The sequence below is a fragment of the Brenneria izbisi genome (genome assembly GCF_025840185.1).
GTDB classification, from domain to species: Bacteria; Pseudomonadota; Gammaproteobacteria; order Enterobacterales; family Enterobacteriaceae; genus Brenneria; species Brenneria izbisi.
Map to the genome: position 1 here is coordinate 53,726 of NZ_JAMPJU010000013.1, position 20,302 is coordinate 74,027.

Sequence of the window (20,302 nt, forward strand, 5' to 3'; positions counted from 1 at the left end):
GTGAAACAAAGGGAATCTCCGAGATGCCGCCGCAGGCTGTAACCCTTGAACCCTTGGTTCAAGGTGAACATAACGTCGCAGTCTTAAGGCTTCTCGGGCGAACCGAGCATGCTCACCAACCACGGAGCATTACATTCTGTTGGTTTGAAATATCGGCTCAGGGGACTGACCCGCTGACAAACATCTCAGAGAAATTTTATTCGTAACTCACAAAGACCTTATCACGTCTTATCGCGTAAAAACACCGTACTTTTGTCAAATTTCGATGTTATTCAAACTGCGGTCCCTGACGTTCGGTAATCCGTCCCTGCTCCAACAGCGCCTGTTCGATGGTCTGTTGCAGCATACGGATACGCTGCTCCATGTTCGCCGCATAATCACGGGTTTTACCCCGTTCCTGCGCCAGTTCATGGCACACGTTCAACGCGGCGATAAACACCAGTTGCTCGGTGTTTGTGACTCTAGTGCGAACTTTAAGATCTTGCAACCGCTGGTTAAGATCCTCCGCAGCCTGATTCAACGCATCCTGTTGTTCTGGCGGACAGTTGACTCTTAACGAACGGCCAAAAACCTGAATATCTACCGGTTGTGCAGACATGCCACCTTCCTGCCTTATTTCGTTTTCGCGCCCGCAGAGAAGTTAATCCTGCGCTGCCCGGCATCGGGCCAGTTAAAGCGGGCGTCACTATATATATCCCCACTATAAGATACAAGCCCTTTCTGGTATCCCTACCGGGCTTGGTGGTAGCATAACACGAACTAATCCTGCCAACGATGACGAATCCGCATGTCTATAGAGAATACGTTTCCAGGCTATGAAGCCCTTGACCAATTGCTTCACCAGCAGCAAATCGCCCTCACCGCCGCAGAAATGCATGGTCTGATTAGCGGTCTGCTGTGCGGCGGCAACCATGACGACAGTTGGCGAACCCTGGTGTTTGAATTGACCAACGAAGGCATGGCCTTCCCGCAAACGCTGGCCCAGCCAATCCAGCATCTGTATCAGGTTACGCGTGAAATGCTGGAAGACGAAGGTTTCATGTTTCAGCTTTTCCTGCCTGACGATAACAACGAACCCGTCACGGTATTTGACCGGATAGATGCGCTGGCCGACTGGGTAAACCATTTTTTGCTGGGCCTGGGCGTGGCTCAACCGCGCCTGAACAAAGCCGAAGGCGAATTGAAAGAAGCCATTGATGATTTACGCAACATCGCCCAGTTAGGTTACGACGAAGATGAAGATCAGGAAGAACTGGCGCAGTCACTGGAAGAAGTGATTGAATATGTTCGAGTCTCGGCCATTTTGTGTCATAACGAATTTACCAGCCAACCGGTTGTGGCGCCTGAGCAGAAAAAACCAACGCTGCATTGATTTTTCGCCAGCCGCAGCAACGGTTTGTCCCACAGCACGGAATATTTTCAGGAGCAGGTGATGAATCCACAAGAATTCCTTCGTCGTCGGCAGACGCTGCTGGAGAAAATGGCGCCAGCCAGTGCCGCGATCATGTTTGCCGCGCCTGAAACAGCGCGTAATGCCGACAGTGATTATCCCTATCGTCAGAACAGCGATTTCTGGTATTTCACCGGATTCAATGAACCGGAAGCGGTGCTGTTGCTGGTTAAAAGCGATGAAAAACATCACCATAGCGTGCTATTCAACCGTGTGCGCGATCTGACGGCGGAAATCTGGTTTGGTCGTCGCCTGGGCCAACAAGCCGCGCCCGCCAAACTGGGCGTCGATCGGGCGCTGCCATTTAATGAAATCGGCGACCAGCTACATTTGTTGCTCAACGGTCTGGACGTCATTTATCACGCGCAGGGGCAATACGATTACGCCGACAAGCTGCTGTTTTCCGCGCTGGAAACGTTGCGTAACGGCGCCCGCAAAGGTTTTATCGCCCCGCCGACCGTCACCGACTGGCGTCCGTGGGTCCATGAAATGCGATTGTTCAAATCACAGGCGGAAATTGACGTGATGCGGCGCGCAGGGGAAATCACCGCGCTGGCCCACATGCGCGCCATGCAGACTTGTCGTCCCGGAATGTTTGAATACCAGCTTGAAGGGGAAATTCATCACGAGTTCACCCGTCACGGCGCGCGTTATCCCTCTTACAACACCATTGTCGGCAGCGGCGATAACGCCTGCATTCTGCATTACACCGAAAATGAATCTCAAATGCGTGATGGCGATTTAGTGTTGATCGACGCCGGATGCGAATACCGCGGCTACGCGGGCGATATTACCCGCACGTTCCCGGTCAATGGCAAATTTACCGCGCCGCAACGAGCCATCTACGACATCGTGCTGCGCTCGCAACGCAAGGCGCTGGAGATATTCGCGCCCGGTATCAGCATCCGCGACGTCACTGACGAAGTGGTGCGTATCATGGTGAGCGGCCTGGTTCAGTTGGGCATCCTGAAAGGCGAGGTGGACGCGTTGATCACCGAACAGGCGCACCGTCAGTTCTTCATGCATGGGCTCAGCCACTGGCTGGGGCTGGATGTACACGATGTCGGCGATTATGGTTCCACCGATCGTGGTCGTCCGCTCGAACCCGGCATGGTGCTGACGGTTGAACCCGGTCTGTATATCGCGCCGGATGCCAACGTGCCTCAGCAATATCGGGGCATTGGGATTCGTATTGAAGATGACATTCTGATCACCGCAACCGGCAACGAAAACCTGACGTCCGGCGTGGTGAAAGATGCCGATGAAATCGAAGCGCTGATGGCGCAACGGCATTCCGCTCAGCAATCGATTTCAGGATGACAACATGACGGTAATGATTGTTGGTGGTGGAATGGCGGGCGCGACGTTGGCGCTGGCGATATCCACGCTCTCACAAGGGAAAGTCCCCGTGGATCTCATTGAGGCGATATCACCGCTCGAACGTCAGCATCCGGGCTTTGACGGCAGAGCGATTGCTCTGGCGGAAGGCACCAGCGAACAACTTGAAACCATCGGCATCTGGCAGAGGCTGGCGGGCTGCGCCACCGCGATAACCGACATTCACGTCAGCGATCGCGGCCACGCCTGCTTTGTTAATCTGAACGCCGCGGACTATCGCGTGCCGGCGCTGGGCCATGTCGTCGAACTGCACGAAGCGGGTCAACGACTGTTCTCTCTGTTGCAGCAGGCGCCCGGCGTGCGTCTGCATTGTCCAGCGCAAGTGGTGGACGTGGCCCGCACGTCAGACAAGGCCATGCTGACGCTGGATAACGGGACGGTGCTGACCGGGCGACTCATGGTGGCGGCCGACGGCACCAATTCGATGCTGGCGGCATCATGCGGTATCCAGTGGCAGCAGCAAGACTATGAGCAAATCGCCGTTATCGCCAACGTGACGACCAGCGAACCCCATCAGGGGCGCGCGTTCGAGCGTTTTACGCCACAGGGTCCGCTGGCGATGTTGCCCATGAGCAAAGGCCGCAGTTCACTGGTGTGGTGCCATGCCAACAACCAGCAGGCGCAGGTTGATAGCTGGCATGAAGATGAATTCCGTCAGCAGTTGCAGCGAGCGTTTGGCTGGCGTTTGGGGGCGTTCGTCCACATCGGCGAGCGCCGCAGCTATCCGTTACGATTACTCACGGCCAGTCAGCACATCAGCCACCGGCTGGCATTGGTGGGCAACGCGGCTCAGACGCTGCACCCGATCGCCGGACAAGGCTTTAATCTGGGTTTACGGGATGTTATGTCGCTGGCGGAAACGGTGGTGGACGCCATGCGGCATCATCAGGATCCGGGCTGCTACCGCGTGCTTAGCCGCTACCAGCAACGACGCCAATCGGATCAGCAAACAACAGTGGCGATAACCGACGGGCTGGTCAGACTTTTCGCCAACCGCTATACCGCGCTGGAAATTGGCCGTAATCTGGGGCTGATGGCCATGAATAATCTGCCGTTGATGCGCGATGCGCTTGCCCGCCGCACGCTTGGCTGGGTTGAGCGTTAATCACGATTTTCGGCGGAACATAACAGGAAAAGTTTATGCAATCATTCGACGTGGTTATTGCCGGGGGCGGCATGGTTGGTCTGGCGCTCGCCTGCGGTTTGCAAGGCAGCGGCCTGCGCATTGCCGTTCTCGAAAAACAGCCGCTTGACGCGCATGCGCCTGAACATGGGCGCGCCTTGCGCGTTTCCGCCATCAACGCCGCCAGTGAGAGTCTGCTGCGTCATCTGGGCGTGTGGGACAGCCTCGTCGCACAGCGCGCCAGCCCTTATAACGCGATGGAAGTCTGGGATAAAGACAGCTTCGGCAAAATCCATTTCAGCGGCGAAGAGTTTGGCTTTTCACGCCTCGGCCATATTATCGAAAATCCTATCATTCAGCAGGCGCTGTGGCGCAAGGCTGACCAGTCCAGCGACATCACGCTGCTGACGCCCGCAGTGCTAAAACAGGTCGCCTGGGGCGAAAACGAAGCCTTTATCACCTTGCAGGGTGACAGCATGCTGACCGCGCGTCTGGTGGTCGGCGCCGACGGCGCGCACTCCTGGCTGCGTCAGCATGCGGATATTCCGCTGACCTTCTGGGATTACGGTCACCACGCGCTGGTCGCCAATATCCGTACCGCCGCCCCGCACCACGCCGTGGCGCGTCAGGTGTTTCATGGCGATGGTATTCTGGCGTTTTTGCCGCTTAACGATCCGCATCTCTGTTCGATTGTCTGGTCACTCGCGCCGCAACAAGCCCAGGTTATGCAAACCCTATCCGAAGACGAGTTTAATCAGCAAGTGTCGATGGCCTTCGATATGCGGCTGGGATTATGCAAACTTGAAAGTGAACGACACACGTTCCCATTAATGGCGCGTTACGCCCGCAGTTTCGCGGCGCATCGTCTGGTGCTGGTCGGCGATGCGGCGCACACCATTCATCCTCTGGCGGGCCAGGGGGTAAATCTCGGCTTTATGGATGTGGCGGACTTGATTGCGGAATTAAAGCGCCTGCAAACACAGGGCAAAGATATCGGTCAGCATCTGTATCTCAGGCGCTATGAACGCAAACGTAAACACAGCGCCGCCGTCATGCTCGCCAGTATGCAGGGCTTCCGCGATCTGTTCGCTGGCGAAAACCCGGCGAAAAAGCTGCTGCGCGACGTGGGGCTGGTACTGGCTGACAAACTGCCCGGCGTTAAACCGACGTTGGTGCGTCAGGCTATGGGGTTACATGATTTGCCAGCCTGGTTGAATGAGGGTAAATAATCCGACGCCTTGACTCGCCGCAGATGCGGCGAGTGCGGCACGTTATGAATCCGGCCCGACTCTTACCACCAGTTTGCCGAAATTGCGTCCTTGCAACAGGCCGATAAACGCTTCCGGCGCGTTTTCCAAACCATCGACCAGATGTTCCCGGTATTTGATCTTGCCTTCCGCCACCCACTGGGAAACGACTTGCCAGAATTCGTCAAAACGATGGCCGTAGTCATCAAAAATAATGAATCCCTGCATCCGAATACGTTTCTTCAACAGGGTCGCGGTCAGCAACGGCAGACGATCGGGGCCGTCAGGCAAGTCTGTCGCATTATAACCGGCGACCAACCCACAAAGCGGAATACGCGCGCAGGTATTCAACAGCGGTAATACCGCATCGAATACCTTGCCGCCGACATTCTCAAAATAGATATCGATCCCTTGCGGGCAGGCTTGTTGTAGCTGTTCGGCAAAATCCGCCGCGTGGTGATCGAGGCACACATCAAACCCCAGCACCTCAACCGCATGACGACATTTCTCCGCACCGCCGGCGACGCCCACAACGTGACACCCCTTCAGTTTACCAATCTGCCCGACTGTCGCGCCCACCGGCCCCGAGGCCGCCGCCACAACCAGGGTTTCACCGGCTTTGGGCTGTCCGATGTCCATCAGTCCCATGTAGGCGGTAAACCCAGGCATCCCCAAAATCCCCAGCGCGTAGGATGGATTAGACGGCGATTGCCCCAGATTTTTTATGCCTTCGCCATTGGAAACGATGTAATCCTGCCAGCCGCCGGGCGCCACGACCCAATCTCCCACCTGATAATCGGGATGTTTTGAATTCGCTACCCGACTGACGGTCGTACCGACCATCGTCTCGCCCAACTCAACGGGTTTGGCGTAAGACGGCGCATCGCTCATACGGCCACGCATGTAAGGATCAAGAGAAAGAAAAACCGAGCGCAGCAGCACTTCACCCTGATTAACCTCAGGAATGGCTTGCTGTTCCAGCCGGAAATTGGCTGGCGTGGGAGCACCATGTGGGCGTTGCGCCAGCACGATACGGCGATTGTACTGTTCGGTTTGCGACATGCGTTTCCTCCTTTAAATTAAGAATCAACGAGTTATGCCATTAGCAACAGTCAACAGCAAATGATAAGCATAGTTCATGTCGCTGCATTACGCCGTGCGCCCCGCTGAAAAGTACAAAGCCACGTTCAATCGGACATGGCTTTGCGTGTTATTACTGCGATTTCATTACTACGGTTTCATTACTGTGGACAAACTCAGACAGACTTGCTTTTCTCGTAGCGGGAAACCTTATCCAGATAGCCCATGACAAACGCAGACAACACGAACGTCAAATGGATAATCACGTACCACATCAGCTTGTTGTCCGGGATGTTGCGCGCATCCATAAAAACACGCAGCAAATGGATGGAAGAGATCGCCACAATCGATGCGGCCACTTTATTCTTCAGCGAACCGGAGTCCATCTTGCCCAGCCAGTTCAGCTTCTCCCTGTTATTGGAGATATCCAGAGCCGATACAAAGTTCTCATAACCAGAAAGCATCACCATCACCAGCAACCCGCCCACCAGCGTCATATCGATCAGCGACAACAGCGTCAGCACCAAATCGGATTCGGCCATGACGAAGACCTGGGGCAGTACGTGGTAGACCTCCTGGAAAAATTTAAGCATCAGCGCCAGTAAGCCAAGCGACAACCCCAGATAAATGGGAGCCAGCAACCAACGCGACGTATACATCAAATTTTCAATAAAACGTTCCATGATTCTCATTATGCAGGTTAGGGAAATCGTAGGCATCATAGCGAAAAGCTTAAGACAGTGTGAATCAAATCTCAGTACACCGCGGCAGATTTCTCTCAAAAAATAACGTCATGTAACCCTTAACGCCAAAGTGGAAGCCGGAAAGCTTAATGATAGTCATACAATTTCACCGGCCTTCAGGCTGCTTTTTGCCGGCGATAAAAAAGAAAGCAAGAATCGCAAGCATATACGCCGCCCAGAGGGTGAGCGTCATGGTAAAGACCGAGGTTCCGCCGATGCCGGAAAGCGGTACGCTGATGCCGCCGAATGTGAACATAGTGACGCCTAACACCGCCGATGCGCTGCCGCCGGCATTGCTGTTCTGGGTTTGCATGGCCAGCGAGGACGCCGCGGTACAGATGGCGCTGTTGCAGGCGATGGCGAAAAACAGGATAACCAGGAAAACGGGCAAAGGCGCGCCGATGATCCCCGCCAGCAACAATGCGCTGCTGATCATGCCGGCGAATATCAATGCGCCCTTAAGTAGCGTGAACTCGCCGTATTTTTTACTTAATAGCGCGGCCAACTGCGCGGCGATGATCAGCCCGATACCATTGATGGCAAAACAAAGACTGAAGCCAAGAGGCGACATATTATAGATGCGCTGTAAAACAAACGGCGAGGCGCCGATATAAGCAAACAGCCCCGCCAGCATGAGCGCCTGTGTAAGACAGAACCCGATAAAGACTTTATGCCGGATCACCGAACCGATAGAGCCGAACATTGCGCCGAAACTGCCGGGATTGCGCTTTCCCTGCGGCAGACTTTCACGGATATTGAGCCTGGTCATAACCAGTAAAATTACGCCGACCGCGGTAAGCACCGCAAACAAGCCACGCCAGTCCATGACGGACAGCAGCACGCTACCGAGTACCGGGGCGATAATAGGCGCCAATCCATTGACCATCATCAACATGGCGAAGAATGTGGTGAGCTCATGACCGTTGTAGAGATCCCGTGCAATGGAACGGGAGAGCACGGCGCCGCCGGCGCCCGCTACGCCTTGAAGAAAACGGGCCAGAATAAGTTGCATCGCCGTTGGCGCGAACATGCACCATACGGAGGCGATGATAAATAACGCCAGCGATAGTAATAATGGCCGCCTTCTCCCGACCTGATCGCTGATCGGTCCGAAAAGAAGTTGACCGATCCCCAGTCCGAAAAGACTGGCGGTAAGCGTTAACTGAGCCGTGGAGGTCGATATATTAAGTTCCGTGGATAAGTGCGGTAACGCCGGCAGATAAAGATCGGTGCACAAAGGGCCGAAAGCGGCAAGTAAACCAAGATTTATTATATAGTTAGTGCGGATTGATAATTTCATTTCATCTCCTGGCGAAATAAAAAACAGGTATTAGGCAAGCGAGCGGCTCCAACGTGTCTCGCCACCGTCGCTGATGTTGTCCTTTCGCGCGGTCACGATGTCGCTACGCATTCAACCGCGGCAACGCCCCCCGAAAAGAAGAGGGCATGAATAATGACTGGCCTAAATGCCTCCGCCCAGAGATTGCCAAAGCGTGATACGGTTCTGGTAATCAGTTTGCTTCAGCGTGATTAAACCCTGTTGGGCGGCATAAAGCGTCCGTTGCGCCACCAGCATGTTCAGATAGCTGTCCACGCCATTGCGGTAACGTAAATCAGATAAATGGTAGCTTTTCATCGCGGCAGCGACATAGGCGTTCTGTGCATCCAGCCGTTCTTGCAGAGTTGCACGGCTGGCCAACGCATTGGCGACATCCTTAAACGCGCTCTGAATCGCTTTCTCATAAGCGGCGATATACCCTTTCTTTTCAGCCTCGGCGTAACGTAATGCCGCGAGATTCTCCCCGCCGGTGAAAATCGGCAAGGTCAGGCTCGGCGCGAATGACCACACATTACTCCCATGACTGAATAAGCTGGACAGTGAACTGCTGCCCACCCCGGCGCTGGCGGTCAGCGTCAGGCTGGGGAAAAAAGCGGCCCGCGCCGCGCCGATATCCGCATTGGCACTTTTAAGCTCATGCTCGGCTGCCTGCACATCGGGACGACGAAGCAATACCTCGGACGAGACGCCGGACGGCACGATGGTAATGGCGCCTTCCAGCGGTTCCAGGGTGTCGGGCAGCAGTAAGTCAGGAACTGATTCGCCGACCAGCAGATTTAATGCGTTGAGATCCTGCGCCACCAGGGTGGTATACGCGGCCACATCGCCCCGCGCTTGCTGATAGGTGGTGATTGCCGAGTTAACCGCCGTACCGTCATCCGCCCCGAGTTCGAGGCGTCGTTTCGTCACTTTCACGGTATCCGCCGCGCTTTGCATCGTGACTTTTGCCAGCGCCAGACTGCTTTGATCGGCGGCAAGGGTAATCCAGGCCGTCGTCGTCTCCGCAATCAGGGTAATGCGGGTATTTTTGGCGGTCGCGGCTGAGGCCAGCCAACTCTCTTTGGCTGCCTGGGACAAACTGCGGTTTTTACCAAAAAGATCGAGTTCAAAAGAACTGACGCTGCCGTTTGCTTCGGCGCTGCTATTTACTTCCGATACCCCGGTGCTGACCGAGCGACTGCGGCTGGAGCTTAACTCAGCATCCAGCGTAGGATAGAGAGCCGCGTTCCTCTCCCCATACAAAGCCCGCGCCGCTTCAATGTCCGCGATGGCCTGACGTAAATCCCGATTCGATTTTAACGCCCGGCTCACCACCTGCTTCAACCGGTCATTATGGATGGTAGCCTGCCACGCTGTTAACTCCAATTGCGGCTGTGTGCTCTGGCCACCGGGCCACACGGCTGGCACGGGAGCGGTGGGACGCACATAATGAGGCTCCAGTGAAATACATCCTGCAAGTAATAGCGGGCAGGCAATCAGCATTTTCCTCAGCATTACGATTTACTCCCGACCACAGCCGCTTTAGTAAAAACTTTTTTTACTAAGATGAAAAATAACGGCACGAAGAAAATAGCCAGGAAGGTGGCGGTTACCGTTCCGCCCACGATGCCGGTGCCTATCGCTATCCTGCTGTTGGCGCCCGCGCCAGTGGACATCGCCAGAGGCAGCACCCCGGCGATAAAGGCGAATGAAGTCATCAGAATCGGCCTCAACCGCGTTCTGGCCGCGGCAAAAGCGGCGACGCCAACAGATTTTCCCTGATTCAACGCGGCCTCGGCGAATTCGACAATCAAAATGGCGTTTTTGGACGACAAGCCGATGGTCGTCAGCAACGCCACCTGAAAATAAACATCGTTATCCAGGCCGCGCAAGGTCACCGCGATCACGGCCCCCACCACCCCCAGCGGGATAACCATCAGCACCGAAAGCGGTACGGACCAGCTTTCATAAAGCGCCGCCAGACAGAGGAAAACCACCAGTATGGAGAAGCCGTAAAGCATACCTGCCTGCCCGCTAGCCATTCTTTCCTGTAGCGACAATCCGCTCCAGGAATAGGTCGCCCCAGCAGGCAGGGTCTGCGCCAGCGCTTCCATTTTATCCAGCGCGGCGCTTGAACTGGTGCCGATCGCGCCTTCACCCTGAATTTCATAGGATGACGAACCGCCATAGCGGGTCAACGTATCGGCGCCGGCGGTCCAGCGGGTTGTGGCAAAGGCGGAGAAAGGGGTCATATCATTGTTGCTGCCCTTAACGAACCAATTATTCAGGTCATCAGGTTTGGAGCGGAATTGACTGTCGCCCTGAAGATAGACTTTTTTAACCCGTCCGCCGGACAGAAAATCATTGACGTATGTACCGCCCCAGGCGCTGCTGAGCGTGGCGGTGACATCACCGATAGATAATCCCAGGGCAACCACTTTGGCGGTATCAATATCCACATTGAGTTGCGGCATTTCAGGCAGTTCATTGGCGCGAACCGACGCCAGTTCAGTGGAGGCCGAGGCTGCTTTGATCAACTGATCCCGTAAGACTTTCAACTCTTCACGGGTGGTCGCACCGGCGGCCTGCAATTCAAAGGTGAAACCGTTGGACTGGCCCAATCCATCTACGGCCGGCGGGACCAGGGTATAGATTTGCGCATCACGCACGACGGCAAGATTTTTCATGGCGCGAGCGGCGATGGACTGCGCCGTATTGTCGTTGCCGTCGCGCGCCGACCAGTCTTTCAGGGCAACAAACGCCATACCTGCATTCTGTGCGCTGCCGCTGAAGTTAAAGCCAGAGACGGTGAAAATAACCTCGGTATTGGCTTTTTCGTTATCCAGAAAATAGGTTTCCACCACTTTACTCACCTGATTGGTTCGGTTCATGGTCGCCCCGGCGGGCAGGGTGTATTGCACCATCACATCGCCCTGATCTTCCACAGGTAAAAAACCACCGGGCAAGCGCATCAGCAATACGACCATGATGCCGGCGATAACCAGATAAACCAGTATCGCCCGCGCCGGACGCCTGAGGATACCGGCTACCTTGCGGCCATATTTTGTTTCCGTTTTTTCATAAATGCGGTTAAACCATCGGGCAAATCTGCGCTCATGTTCGTCAGACGTTTTGAGCATCGCGCCGCATAGCGCCGGCGTCAACGTCAAGGCCACCACCACCGATAGGATCATCGCGGAAACAATCGTTACCGAAAACTGGCGGTAGATAACGCCGGTGGAACCGCCAAAAAAGGCCATCGGAAGAAATACCGCGGACAGCACGAGGGCGATCGCCACCAGCGCCCCGGAAATCTCGCCCATTGATTTCTCTGTGGCTTCAATGGCGGGCAATTTCTCCTCGCGCATTATGCGTTCGACATTCTCCACCACGACAATGGCGTCATCCACCAGAAGCCCGATAGCCAGTACCATGCCGAACAGCGTCAGCGTATTGATGGAATAACCAAATACCGACAGTACGGCGAAGGTCCCCATCATAACGACAGGTACGGCAAGGGCGGGGATCAGGGTCGCACGCACATTCTGCAAGAAGATATACATCACCGCGATCACCAACACGATGGCGATTAACAATGTTTCTACCACCTCGGTAACCGAAATTTTGATAAAGGCGGTATTGTCTTTGGGATAGGCGATTTCATAGCCTTGCGGCATGTTGCTCTGGAATTCCGCTAGCTTGGCTTTCACATTGGTCGCCGTATCCAGGGCATTCGCCCCGGATGCCAGCATCACCGCGATACCCGCGGCCGGATGGCCGTTTAAGCGGGTTACGTTGCTGTAATCCTCGCTGCCAAGCTCAACGCGCGCCACATCACTCAAATGCACAATCGCGCCGGCGGTATCGCTTTTAACAATGATGTCGCGAAATTGCTGGGGCGTTTTGAGACGGGACAGGGTTGTGACGGTCGCCGTCAACTGTTGGACATCGGACGAAGGCGCCGCCCCCACTTTGCCCGCTGAAACTTGGGTGTTCTGCGCTTCAATTGCGCTTTCAATATCGGAAGGCATCAGGCTGTAAGAAGCCAGCTTTGCCGGATCCAGCCAGATGCGCATGGCGTATTCCGAGCCAAACACCTGTACATCGCCGACCCCTTGCACCCGTGACAGCGGGTCCTGGATATTGCTAACCAGCCAGTCCGCAATATCGGTTCCCGAATGTTTATCCGATTTGTCGTACAGCGCCATAATCAGCAGAAAGCTGGTCTGACTTTTTTCGACTGTCACGCCCTGTGCAGTCACTTCCGCCGGCAATCTGGCTTCGGCCTGCTGAACTTTGTTTTGTACCTGCACCTGGGCGATATTGGCGTCGGTGCCTTGAGCGAAGGTGACGTTAATCGAAACCGTGCCGTCAGAACTGCTGGTTGAACTGAAATAGAGCAAGCCATCAAGACCGGTTAATTCCTGTTCAATCACCTGAGTGACGCTATTTTCCAGCGTTTCCGCCGACGCGCCGGTATAGGTGGCGCTTATTTTTACCGTTGGTGGGGCGACATCGGGATATTGTCCAATCGCCATCTCCCGCAAGGCCATCGCGCCGGCAAGAACGAGCAGAATAGCAATAACCCAGGCAAATACTGGCCGCCTGACAAAAAAACGAGAAAACATCATTGCGCTCCCTCGATTTTATTGCCGATGACCACCGCATTTACGCTCTCACCCATGGTGACCTTACTGCGGCCTTCGACAATCAATTTATCGCCGGACGACAGGCCTTTGGTCACTAACCAATGATCGCCAATGGCACGCGATGTGGTCACCGAGCGCTGCTCAACCTTGTTATCTTTATTGACGATAAGCGCACTGCCATTGCCCGCCGAGTCGCGGGTGATGCCCTGCTGTGGCGCCAAAATAGCATCGTTAAGCGTACCGTTAACGACCCTGGCCCTGACAAACATGCCCGGCAACAGGATAAATTCTGGATTGGGGAACACCGCGCGCAGCGTTACCGAACCGGTGGCCTCATCCACCGCGACTTCAGATAATTGCAGCGCGCCTTTATGTGGATAAATACTGCCATCTTCAAGCGTCAGGGTAACATTATCGATACTGTCTTTATTTTTCTGCAACGCCTGTTTGCGTAAGGCGAGCAATTGGCTGCTGGATTGCGTCATATCCACATACATCCTATCCAGCGAGCGGATTGTCGCCAGCGCGGTGGTCTGTTCTGATGTCACCAGGGCGCCGGGCGTGACGGATGAAATCCCGATGCGCCCACTGATTGGAGCGGTGACGCGGGTCCAGGCCAAATTAATTTTGGCGGATTCGAGAGCGGCTTTTTTCTCAGCGACCGAAGCAACGTTTTGTTCATAAGTCGCGCGCGCATCGTCATACTCTTCCCTGGAAACGCCGTGCTCTTTTTCCAGGATGGCATAACGTTGCGCTTTTAATTTCGCCGCAGAGACAACGGCCTGTGCATTTTTTAAGACCGCCGCCGCTTGATCGTAGGCTGCCTGATAACTTGACGGATCGATAAGATAAAGTATCTGGCCTTCCTTAACGTCCTGTCCTTCGGTAAACAGCCGTTTTTGAATAATGCCGCCCACCTGGGGCCGGACATCGGCACTCAGCGTGGCGGTGGTCCGTCCGGTTAAATCGCTGGCGAGTGTAACGGGAGATGACTTTAATACGACGACCCCGACTTCAGTAGGCTCTGCAACCGCTGGTTCTTTTGTTTCGTCATCGCATGCGGTCAGGAAAATAATATTGAATACCAGAAACAGGTATTTGAAAGAGGTCATGTGATTCCAAATAAGGTGATATGGCGGAAAATCGCTCTCGACTATAACATTATCAGGCTGCGCGGAATCTTGGCGGAATGTAAAATAAACGTAATAAAGCCTGTCAATATTAAAATTAAACGCTTACATCTGTAACTTTCGATCTATCAGGTATATATCAATTTAATTTTAGTAGCATGAACATTATTTATATTCGTTATTAATCACCTGAATTTTGGTATTCTATTTAGCCAGATAAAAAAAGAAATTACATAAATACACATATTGTCATATCTGATAACCATAAAAGCCCCAACTGGCACCACTCTATTCACATTAATGCTAATGTTGTTTCAAAGGTAAAAATCGATCGTAATGTTCAATAAGTGTATCATTGTCTAAAATGAAGGCTTACTTTTACGGATTTTTAGGATTACTTTCATTTATCCATTAACAATCAAATAGTTACATCATATAAAATTATTTACACGGTAAAGCGACAATAGAACAAACCTTTAAAACCAACATGGTTATTTTAAAGTTTCTCGGATAAACAACCGCATTTTCGGCAACGAAAAAGAGCCATGTGGTTAACTCGTTCTGCAATGGTGGGTATTCAACTTAAGGGAGGTGGTTTATTTACGCATCGTCATGCTAAATTTTACTGAACAACAATTTCACTGATCAACAATGACAACGTGCTCTATCCAATGGATTTCAAGATCCTGAACAGCGGTAAGCGGATCAATTTCCGATAACGGATGCGGTGCAACAAACCGACGATTCTGAAAGATGACGGATTATTTAGGAGAAAATATTATGCAGTTACGTACCACGAAGGAAAAAATCCTGATAGCAATATTAGTCGGGGTCATTGCCGGTATTATTTGCGCCCTGGCGAAATTTGGTTGGGAAATTCCGTTCCCGCCGCGCACGCCGGACCGCGATCTTACCAATCCGCCGCAACAGTTACTGCAACAGTTGGGCATGTCTTTCGAAATGTCCCACATCACGTATTTGTTTAACGGCAACCCAAGACCCATCATGAGCTTTATCATGCACTTCGGGTTTTCCATTACCTTTGCCGTGCTGTACTGCGTGGTGGCCGAGTTTTATCCCAAAATCAAACTCTGGCAAGGGGCTTTTTACGGCCTGGTTCTGCATGTTGTCTTCCATATTATCCTGCTGCCGTTGTTGGGCACCATACCGGCGCCGTGGGATCAGCCGTTTGCCGAGCATTTCTCCGAGCTTTTCGGCCACATGTTCTGTTTCTGGCTGGTTGAAATTGCCCGCCGCGACTTACGCAACCGCATTACCCATGCGCCGGATGCGGAAGTGCCGCTGTCGCAAGCTACCCGATAAGCTTACGGATCGACATGCTGGAAACGCTGCCGATAGGTGCTGGGCGAGACGCCAAATGCCTGATGGAAGACCACGGAGAAATAGTTACTGTCGTCAAAGCCGCACTGCGCGGCTATTTCACCAATGGTTTGCTGGTTGTAGCGCAATAGTTCCATCGCTTTGCACAAGCGCAATTGACGCAAATATTGCGCGACGCTCATGCCGGTCTGTTCTTTAAAACGTGTGCGCAGGCCGCGCGCGCTGAAACCATGCTGTCGGCAGAAAACGTCATAGCGGAAAGGAAGCGCGATACTGGCGCGCAGGGCGTTCATCAGCAAATCCAACTGGTGAGCCTCCGCCAACTGCGGATTGTCCGGCGCATGACGATATCGCCTTGCCAGCAAGACAATCTGCAACAGCAACACCTCGCTCAATTGCAACGACAGCGCATCCGATTTCATGCACTCCTGCGCCAGCGCGTCGACTTTATCGCGAATGGCTTCCATCCCTGCGGAACCCAGGCACCAGTAGCGCGCATGCTGCGGTTCATCGCCGCCCGGCAATAATGCCTGCCAGTCTGTCGATAACGTCAACCGCTCGCGGATATACATAATATTATCCAGTTCCAGATCGTGCACAGATTCGTAGCTGTGCCGGTCACTGGCCGAGACGTAGAACATGTCGCCACGCGTGATGCGGTAAGGCACATCGTTCCACAAATGCAGACCATTTCCGCGCCAGACAATCACCAATTCATCGAAATCATGATGATGCAGAGGAAATACCGGCTGCGGATGGCGTTCGGCAACCATCACGTTGTTTTTATCGGTGAGGAAATAGTCTTCAGTCTGTAGCTTTAAACCACGTCTGTTTTTTAACATTCCTCACCTGCCCGCCGTCAGCTATCCTCATGACACGCCTGATGGCGTAACGATTTAGGGGCCAGAGAAAATGCCTTGCGGAATTGCGTTGAGAAGTGATTACTGTCGCTGAATCCACAGGCATGCGCAATGGTGGTGATCGAATCATCACTTTGCTGCAACCGCCGACGCGCCTCCAGCAATCTTAACCGATTCAAATAGCGTTGTGGCGTCATACCGGTATGTTGTTTCAACTGGCGATGCAGCGTTCTCAGCGGTAACGAGAACTGTTCGGCCAACGCGCCCCAGTTGATCTGTTCGCTATAGTTGTTCTGCAACCAGCCCAGCAGCGCCTGCACGCCCTGACGCTGACAGCCGTTGCTTTCGGTCTGGAAACAGCGTTGCCGCAACAGTATCAGTATTTGTAAAAACAGGCTTTCGCTGGCGGCGATAGCTTCCGGCGTGTCGCTCTGCGCCAAATCAGCCAGTTTGCCGAGGCTTTGTTTTAACTGCCGCATGCCCGCCGCGTTAACCTGCCATTGTCCCTGCCACTCACCGTGCGGGCCGTAAGGCAAAAAAGAGGCGATATCAGACAGAAAACGAAAGCCACGCGGCGAGCGGTAGAGCACGTTGGTCAGGCATAAGCCCTCCACATTTTCGAACAGGTGCCGATCGTTATCGCGCACGAAGAACACTGTCCCGCTGCTCAGCGCATAGGGCTGCTCATTAAACACATGGACGCCAGCGCCCTGTTCCACCAGCACGATCTCCCAGAAATCGTGAGAATGTTCGGGAAATGCCGACTGCGGCGTGCGCGGCTCCACCGCCACTGTCACCGCCCGTGAAGCAAAGAAGTCATCACCACGAAGTAAGGTCATTTTGATTCTCCACTTAACCCGCTCGCGAAGCGGTATAAGATCGCCAGTGCGTACCAACGCCGGGGAAATAGCGTCATGGTAGCCATAAGCACATCGCACGACCTTTAAATACCGTCGCTCGCACGGGCATTGTGATGTCATTTTTTCAAGATCCAGAAACCAATTCGTCGAAGTGTGGATAGGATCACACCGGCCTTTTTCTCTTTTATCTCCCCTCCTCCCGCCGTATACAGCCGTAAAACCCGTCATGATCTGGCGCAACTGTGATCTGTTTCACCGTCAGCTTGACGATTTTGCCAGTCACCGCGGTGACATGGCACTCACCGGAAGGTGACCGCGGTCACTGATCTTTACACTGCCTGACATCAAACCGGTAAAGAGGAAGGGTCATGACGGTGAAGCATATCGTGGCGGTGGATCTTGGCGCCTCCAGCGGTCGGGTGATGCTGGCGACGTTACAGACCTCCACACAGCATCTGGCGCTGAGGGAAATTCATCGTTTCAGCCATCATCTGGTGTCGCAGGACGGCCACCATGTGTGGGATCTGTCAGCGCTGGAACAGGCGATCCTTGCTGGTTTACATCAAATTGATCGCATGGGAATCTACCCGGACAGCATCGGGATTGATAGCTGGGGGGTAGACTATGTGTTGCTGGATAAAGCGGGCGAACTGGTCGGCCTGCCCTACGCTTATCGCGATCATCGCACTGACGGCCTGATGGCTATGGCGACAGGTGATCTGGGGCGTGAAAATATTTATCAACGTACCGGCATTCAATTTCTGCCTTTCAATACCTTGTACCAACTCAAGGCTTTGTGCGATCAGCACCCGGAATATCTGCAACAAGCTGAACATCTGTTGCTGATCCCGGATTATTTCCACTATCGGTTGACCGGCGCCATCAGTTGCGAATACACCAACGCCAGCACGACACAGTTGCTCAATCTGGCGGATAAAACATGGGATAGCGCACTGCTGAACTATCTGGGATTTCCCCAACGTTTGCTAAGCCAACCGGTGCAGCCCGGTCACCGCATCGGCGTCTGGTTCGCGCCCAGCGGCCAGCGAATTCCGGTGCGCGCGGTGGCGACGCATGATACCGCCAGCGCCGTTGTCGCCACGCCGCTGCATGACAAAGACAGCGCTTACCTCAGTTCCGGCACCTGGTCATTAATCGGCTTTGAAAGCGACACGCCATACACCAGCGCGCGGGCGCTGGCCACCAATATCACCAATGAAGGTGGAATTAACGGCACCTATCGCGTACTGAAAAACATCATGGGGCTGTGGCTACTGCAACGCGTCTGTCAGGAGCGGCAGATTCAGGATCTGTCTGCGCTGATTGAGGAAGCCTCCCGTCTGCCGCTGTGTGGCAGCCTGATCAATCCGAATGACGAGCGTTTCATCAATCCGCCGTCCATGTGTGACGCAATCCGCGAATTTTGCGCCGAACATCAGCAGGCGATGCCCCACAGCGACGCGGAACTGGCACGCTGCATCTTTGACAGCCTGGCCATGCTTTACCGTCAGGTTATTGAGCAACTGGGCGAACTGCGGCAAGCCCCGTTGCGCCAGTTACATATTGTCGGCGGCGGCTGCCAGAACGCACTCCTGAATCAGTTGTGCGCCGATGTGTGCCAGTTGCCGGTATTAGCCGGACCGGTGGAGGCCTCCACGTTGGGTAATATCGGCTGTCAGTTGATCGCGCTCAATGCCGTCGCCGATCTGACCGAATTCCGTCATCTGTTAACCCAAAATTTCCCGCTCCACCGTTATACCCCTCGCGCAGATATTGATTTCGTCAGCCACTGGCGCCGATTCAAGTCCCTTTGTCATGATAAAAAAGAGGAAACCACTGTATGAACAATGCGATTGAAACCGCCTGGCGTCTGGCGAAAGAACGTTACGCCAGCATGAATATTGATGTCGACGCCGTGCTGGAACAGTTGGATCGCATTCCGGTCTCCATGCACTGCTGGCAGGGGGACGACGTCGCCGGTTTTGAAGATCGCGGCGGCGCACTGACTGGCGGTATTCAGGCCACTGGCAACTATCCCGGCAAAGCGCGAACAGCCGATGAGCTACGCGCCGATCTGGAGCAGGCGTTCACCCTGATCCCAGGGCCGAAACGCTTGAATCTGCATGCTATTTATTTGGAGTCCGAGCAGCCTGTCGCCCGTAACCAGATTGAGCCGCGGCATTTCAGCCATTGGGTCGAGTGGGCCAAACGCCATCAACTGGGGCTGGATTTCAATCCCACCTGCTTCTCTCATCCGCTCAGCAGCGACGGTTTTACCCTGTCGCACCCGGACGAAAAAATCCGCCGGTTCTGGATTGAACATTGTCAGGCCAGCCGCCGTATCTCCGCCTATTTCGGACGCGAACTGGGTACGCCGTCAGTGATGAATATCTGGATACCGGACGGTATGAAAGATCTGACCGTTGATCGTCTGGCGTTCCGCCAGCGTCTGCTCAGCGCGCTGGATGAAGTTATTGCCGAACCGCTCAATCCGTCGCACCACATTGATGCGGTGGAAAGTAAGCTGTTCGGGCTGGGGGCGGAGAGCTTTACCGTGGGCTCCAATGAATTCTATCTGGGCTATGCCGCCAGCCGCGGCACGGCGTTGTGTCTGGATGCCGGTCACTTCCATCCGACCGAAGTGATTTCCGACAAGATCTCCAGCGCCATTCTGTATGTTCCGCGTCTGTTACTGCACGTCAGCCGCCCGGTGCGTTGGGACAGCGATCATGTCGTCCTGCTGGATGACGAAACACAGGCTATTGCCCATGAAATCGTGCGCCACCAACTGCTCAGCCGCGTGCATATCGGGCTCGATTTCTTTGATGCCTCCATCAACCGTATCGCCGCCTGGGTTATCGGCACCCGTAATATGAAGAAAGCACTGCTGCGCGCGCTGCTGGAACCCATCAATATGCTGCGTCAATACGAACGGCAAGGTGACTACACCGCTCGTCTGGCCCTGCTGGAAGAACAAAAATCCCTGCCGTGGCAAGCCGTCTGGGAGCGCTACTGCCAGCGCCATGACGTCATGCCGGGCAGCGAATGGCTGCAACATGTGCGCCAGTATGAACAAACCATCCTCACTCAACGTCAAGGGTAA

General features: G+C 54.1%; 16 protein-coding genes and 1 other RNA gene. 7 read left to right on the forward strand and 10 right to left on the reverse strand.

Annotation, left to right across the window (positions count from 1 at the left end; translation table 11 throughout):
- Positions 1–11: 11 nt before the first annotated feature.
- Together ssrS and zapA are read right to left on the reverse strand one after the other, a co-directional pair.
- A non-coding RNA gene (gene ssrS, locus NC856_RS14915) (6S RNA) lies at positions 12–195 on the reverse strand.
- 73 nt (positions 196–268) lie between these two features.
- On the reverse strand, positions 269–598 hold the full coding sequence (gene zapA, locus NC856_RS14920) for a cell division protein ZapA (RefSeq protein ID WP_264091234.1): 330 nt from the start codon (positions 596–598) through the stop codon (positions 269–271).
- 189 nt (positions 599–787) lie between these two features.
- On the opposite strand from zapA, the gene NC856_RS14925 reads away from it, so the two are divergent.
- Genes NC856_RS14925 through ubiI form a run of 4 tightly spaced genes read left to right on the forward strand, consistent with a single transcriptional unit; the run spans position 788 to position 5,200 of the window.
- Positions 788–1,372 (forward strand): YecA/YgfB family protein, encoded by a 585-nt coding sequence (locus NC856_RS14925; protein ID WP_264091235.1) that lies wholly within the window; start codon positions 788–790, stop codon positions 1,370–1,372.
- Between the two features lie 60 nt (positions 1,373–1,432).
- Complete coding sequence (pepP, locus tag NC856_RS14930) at positions 1,433–2,770, forward strand: Xaa-Pro aminopeptidase (RefSeq protein WP_264091236.1); 1,338 nt, start codon at positions 1,433–1,435, stop codon at positions 2,768–2,770.
- Between the two features lie 4 nt (positions 2,771–2,774).
- A complete protein-coding gene (ubiH, locus tag NC856_RS14935) occupies positions 2,775–3,953 on the forward strand; it encodes a 2-octaprenyl-6-methoxyphenyl hydroxylase (protein ID WP_264091237.1) in 1,179 nt (392 codons plus the stop codon).
- Between the two features lie 35 nt (positions 3,954–3,988).
- On the forward strand, positions 3,989–5,200 hold the full coding sequence (gene ubiI, locus NC856_RS14940) for an FAD-dependent 2-octaprenylphenol hydroxylase (RefSeq protein ID WP_264091238.1): 1,212 nt from the start codon (positions 3,989–3,991) through the stop codon (positions 5,198–5,200).
- Between the two features lie 42 nt (positions 5,201–5,242).
- Here the strand turns inward: ubiI and NC856_RS14945 are convergent, their stop codons facing one another.
- The 6 genes from NC856_RS14945 to NC856_RS14970 form a co-directional block, all read right to left on the reverse strand.
- Complete coding sequence (locus tag NC856_RS14945) at positions 5,243–6,280, reverse strand: NADP-dependent oxidoreductase (RefSeq protein WP_264091239.1); 1,038 nt, start codon at positions 6,278–6,280, stop codon at positions 5,243–5,245.
- A 194-nt stretch (positions 6,281–6,474) separates the two neighbouring features.
- Positions 6,475–6,981 carry a TIGR00645 family protein gene (locus tag NC856_RS14950; RefSeq protein WP_264091240.1) on the reverse strand — a complete coding sequence of 169 codons (507 nt, stop codon included), beginning with the start codon at positions 6,979–6,981 and terminating at the stop codon, positions 6,475–6,477.
- Positions 6,982–7,147: 166 nt separating this feature from the next.
- On the reverse strand, positions 7,148–8,341 hold the full coding sequence (locus NC856_RS14955) for a multidrug effflux MFS transporter (protein ID WP_264091241.1): 1,194 nt from the start codon (positions 8,339–8,341) through the stop codon (positions 7,148–7,150).
- Between the two features lie 162 nt (positions 8,342–8,503).
- Entirely contained in the window at positions 8,504–9,874 is a 1,371-nt protein-coding gene (locus NC856_RS14960) for an efflux transporter outer membrane subunit (protein ID WP_264091242.1), read from the reverse strand.
- Positions 9,874–12,987, reverse strand: coding sequence for an efflux RND transporter permease subunit (locus NC856_RS14965; protein WP_264091280.1), 3,114 nt, complete (start codon positions 12,985–12,987; stop codon positions 9,874–9,876). Before NC856_RS14965 ends, NC856_RS14960 begins: the two co-directional genes overlap by 1 nt.
- Positions 12,987–14,120: an efflux RND transporter periplasmic adaptor subunit gene (locus tag NC856_RS14970; RefSeq protein ID WP_264091243.1), complete on the reverse strand. Its 1,134-nt coding sequence runs from the start codon at positions 14,118–14,120 to the stop codon at positions 12,987–12,989. Before NC856_RS14970 ends, NC856_RS14965 begins: the two co-directional genes overlap by 1 nt.
- 798 nt (positions 14,121–14,918) lie before the next feature.
- On the opposite strand from NC856_RS14970, the gene NC856_RS14975 reads away from it, so the two are divergent.
- A complete protein-coding gene (locus NC856_RS14975; RefSeq protein ID WP_264091244.1) occupies positions 14,919–15,461 on the forward strand; it encodes a YagU family protein in 543 nt (180 codons plus the stop codon).
- Positions 15,462–15,463: 2 nt separating this feature from the next.
- Here NC856_RS14975 and NC856_RS14980 read toward each other — a convergent pair whose 3' ends face one another.
- On the reverse strand, positions 15,464–16,321 hold the full coding sequence (locus NC856_RS14980; RefSeq protein WP_264091245.1) for a helix-turn-helix domain-containing protein: 858 nt from the start codon (positions 16,319–16,321) through the stop codon (positions 15,464–15,466).
- Positions 16,322–16,338: 17 nt separating this feature from the next.
- Positions 16,339–17,178: an HTH-type transcriptional activator RhaS gene (rhaS, locus tag NC856_RS14985; protein ID WP_264091246.1), complete on the reverse strand. Its 840-nt coding sequence runs from the start codon at positions 17,176–17,178 to the stop codon at positions 16,339–16,341.
- A 389-nt stretch (positions 17,179–17,567) separates the two neighbouring features.
- Here rhaS and rhaB point away from each other — a divergent pair, with 389 nt between their 5' ends.
- Together rhaB and NC856_RS14995 are read left to right on the forward strand one after the other, a co-directional pair.
- Complete coding sequence (gene rhaB / locus NC856_RS14990) at positions 17,568–19,043, forward strand: rhamnulokinase (RefSeq protein ID WP_264091247.1); 1,476 nt, start codon at positions 17,568–17,570, stop codon at positions 19,041–19,043.
- A complete protein-coding gene (locus NC856_RS14995) occupies positions 19,040–20,302 on the forward strand; it encodes an L-rhamnose isomerase (protein ID WP_264091248.1) in 1,263 nt (420 codons plus the stop codon). Before rhaB ends, NC856_RS14995 begins: the two co-directional genes overlap by 4 nt.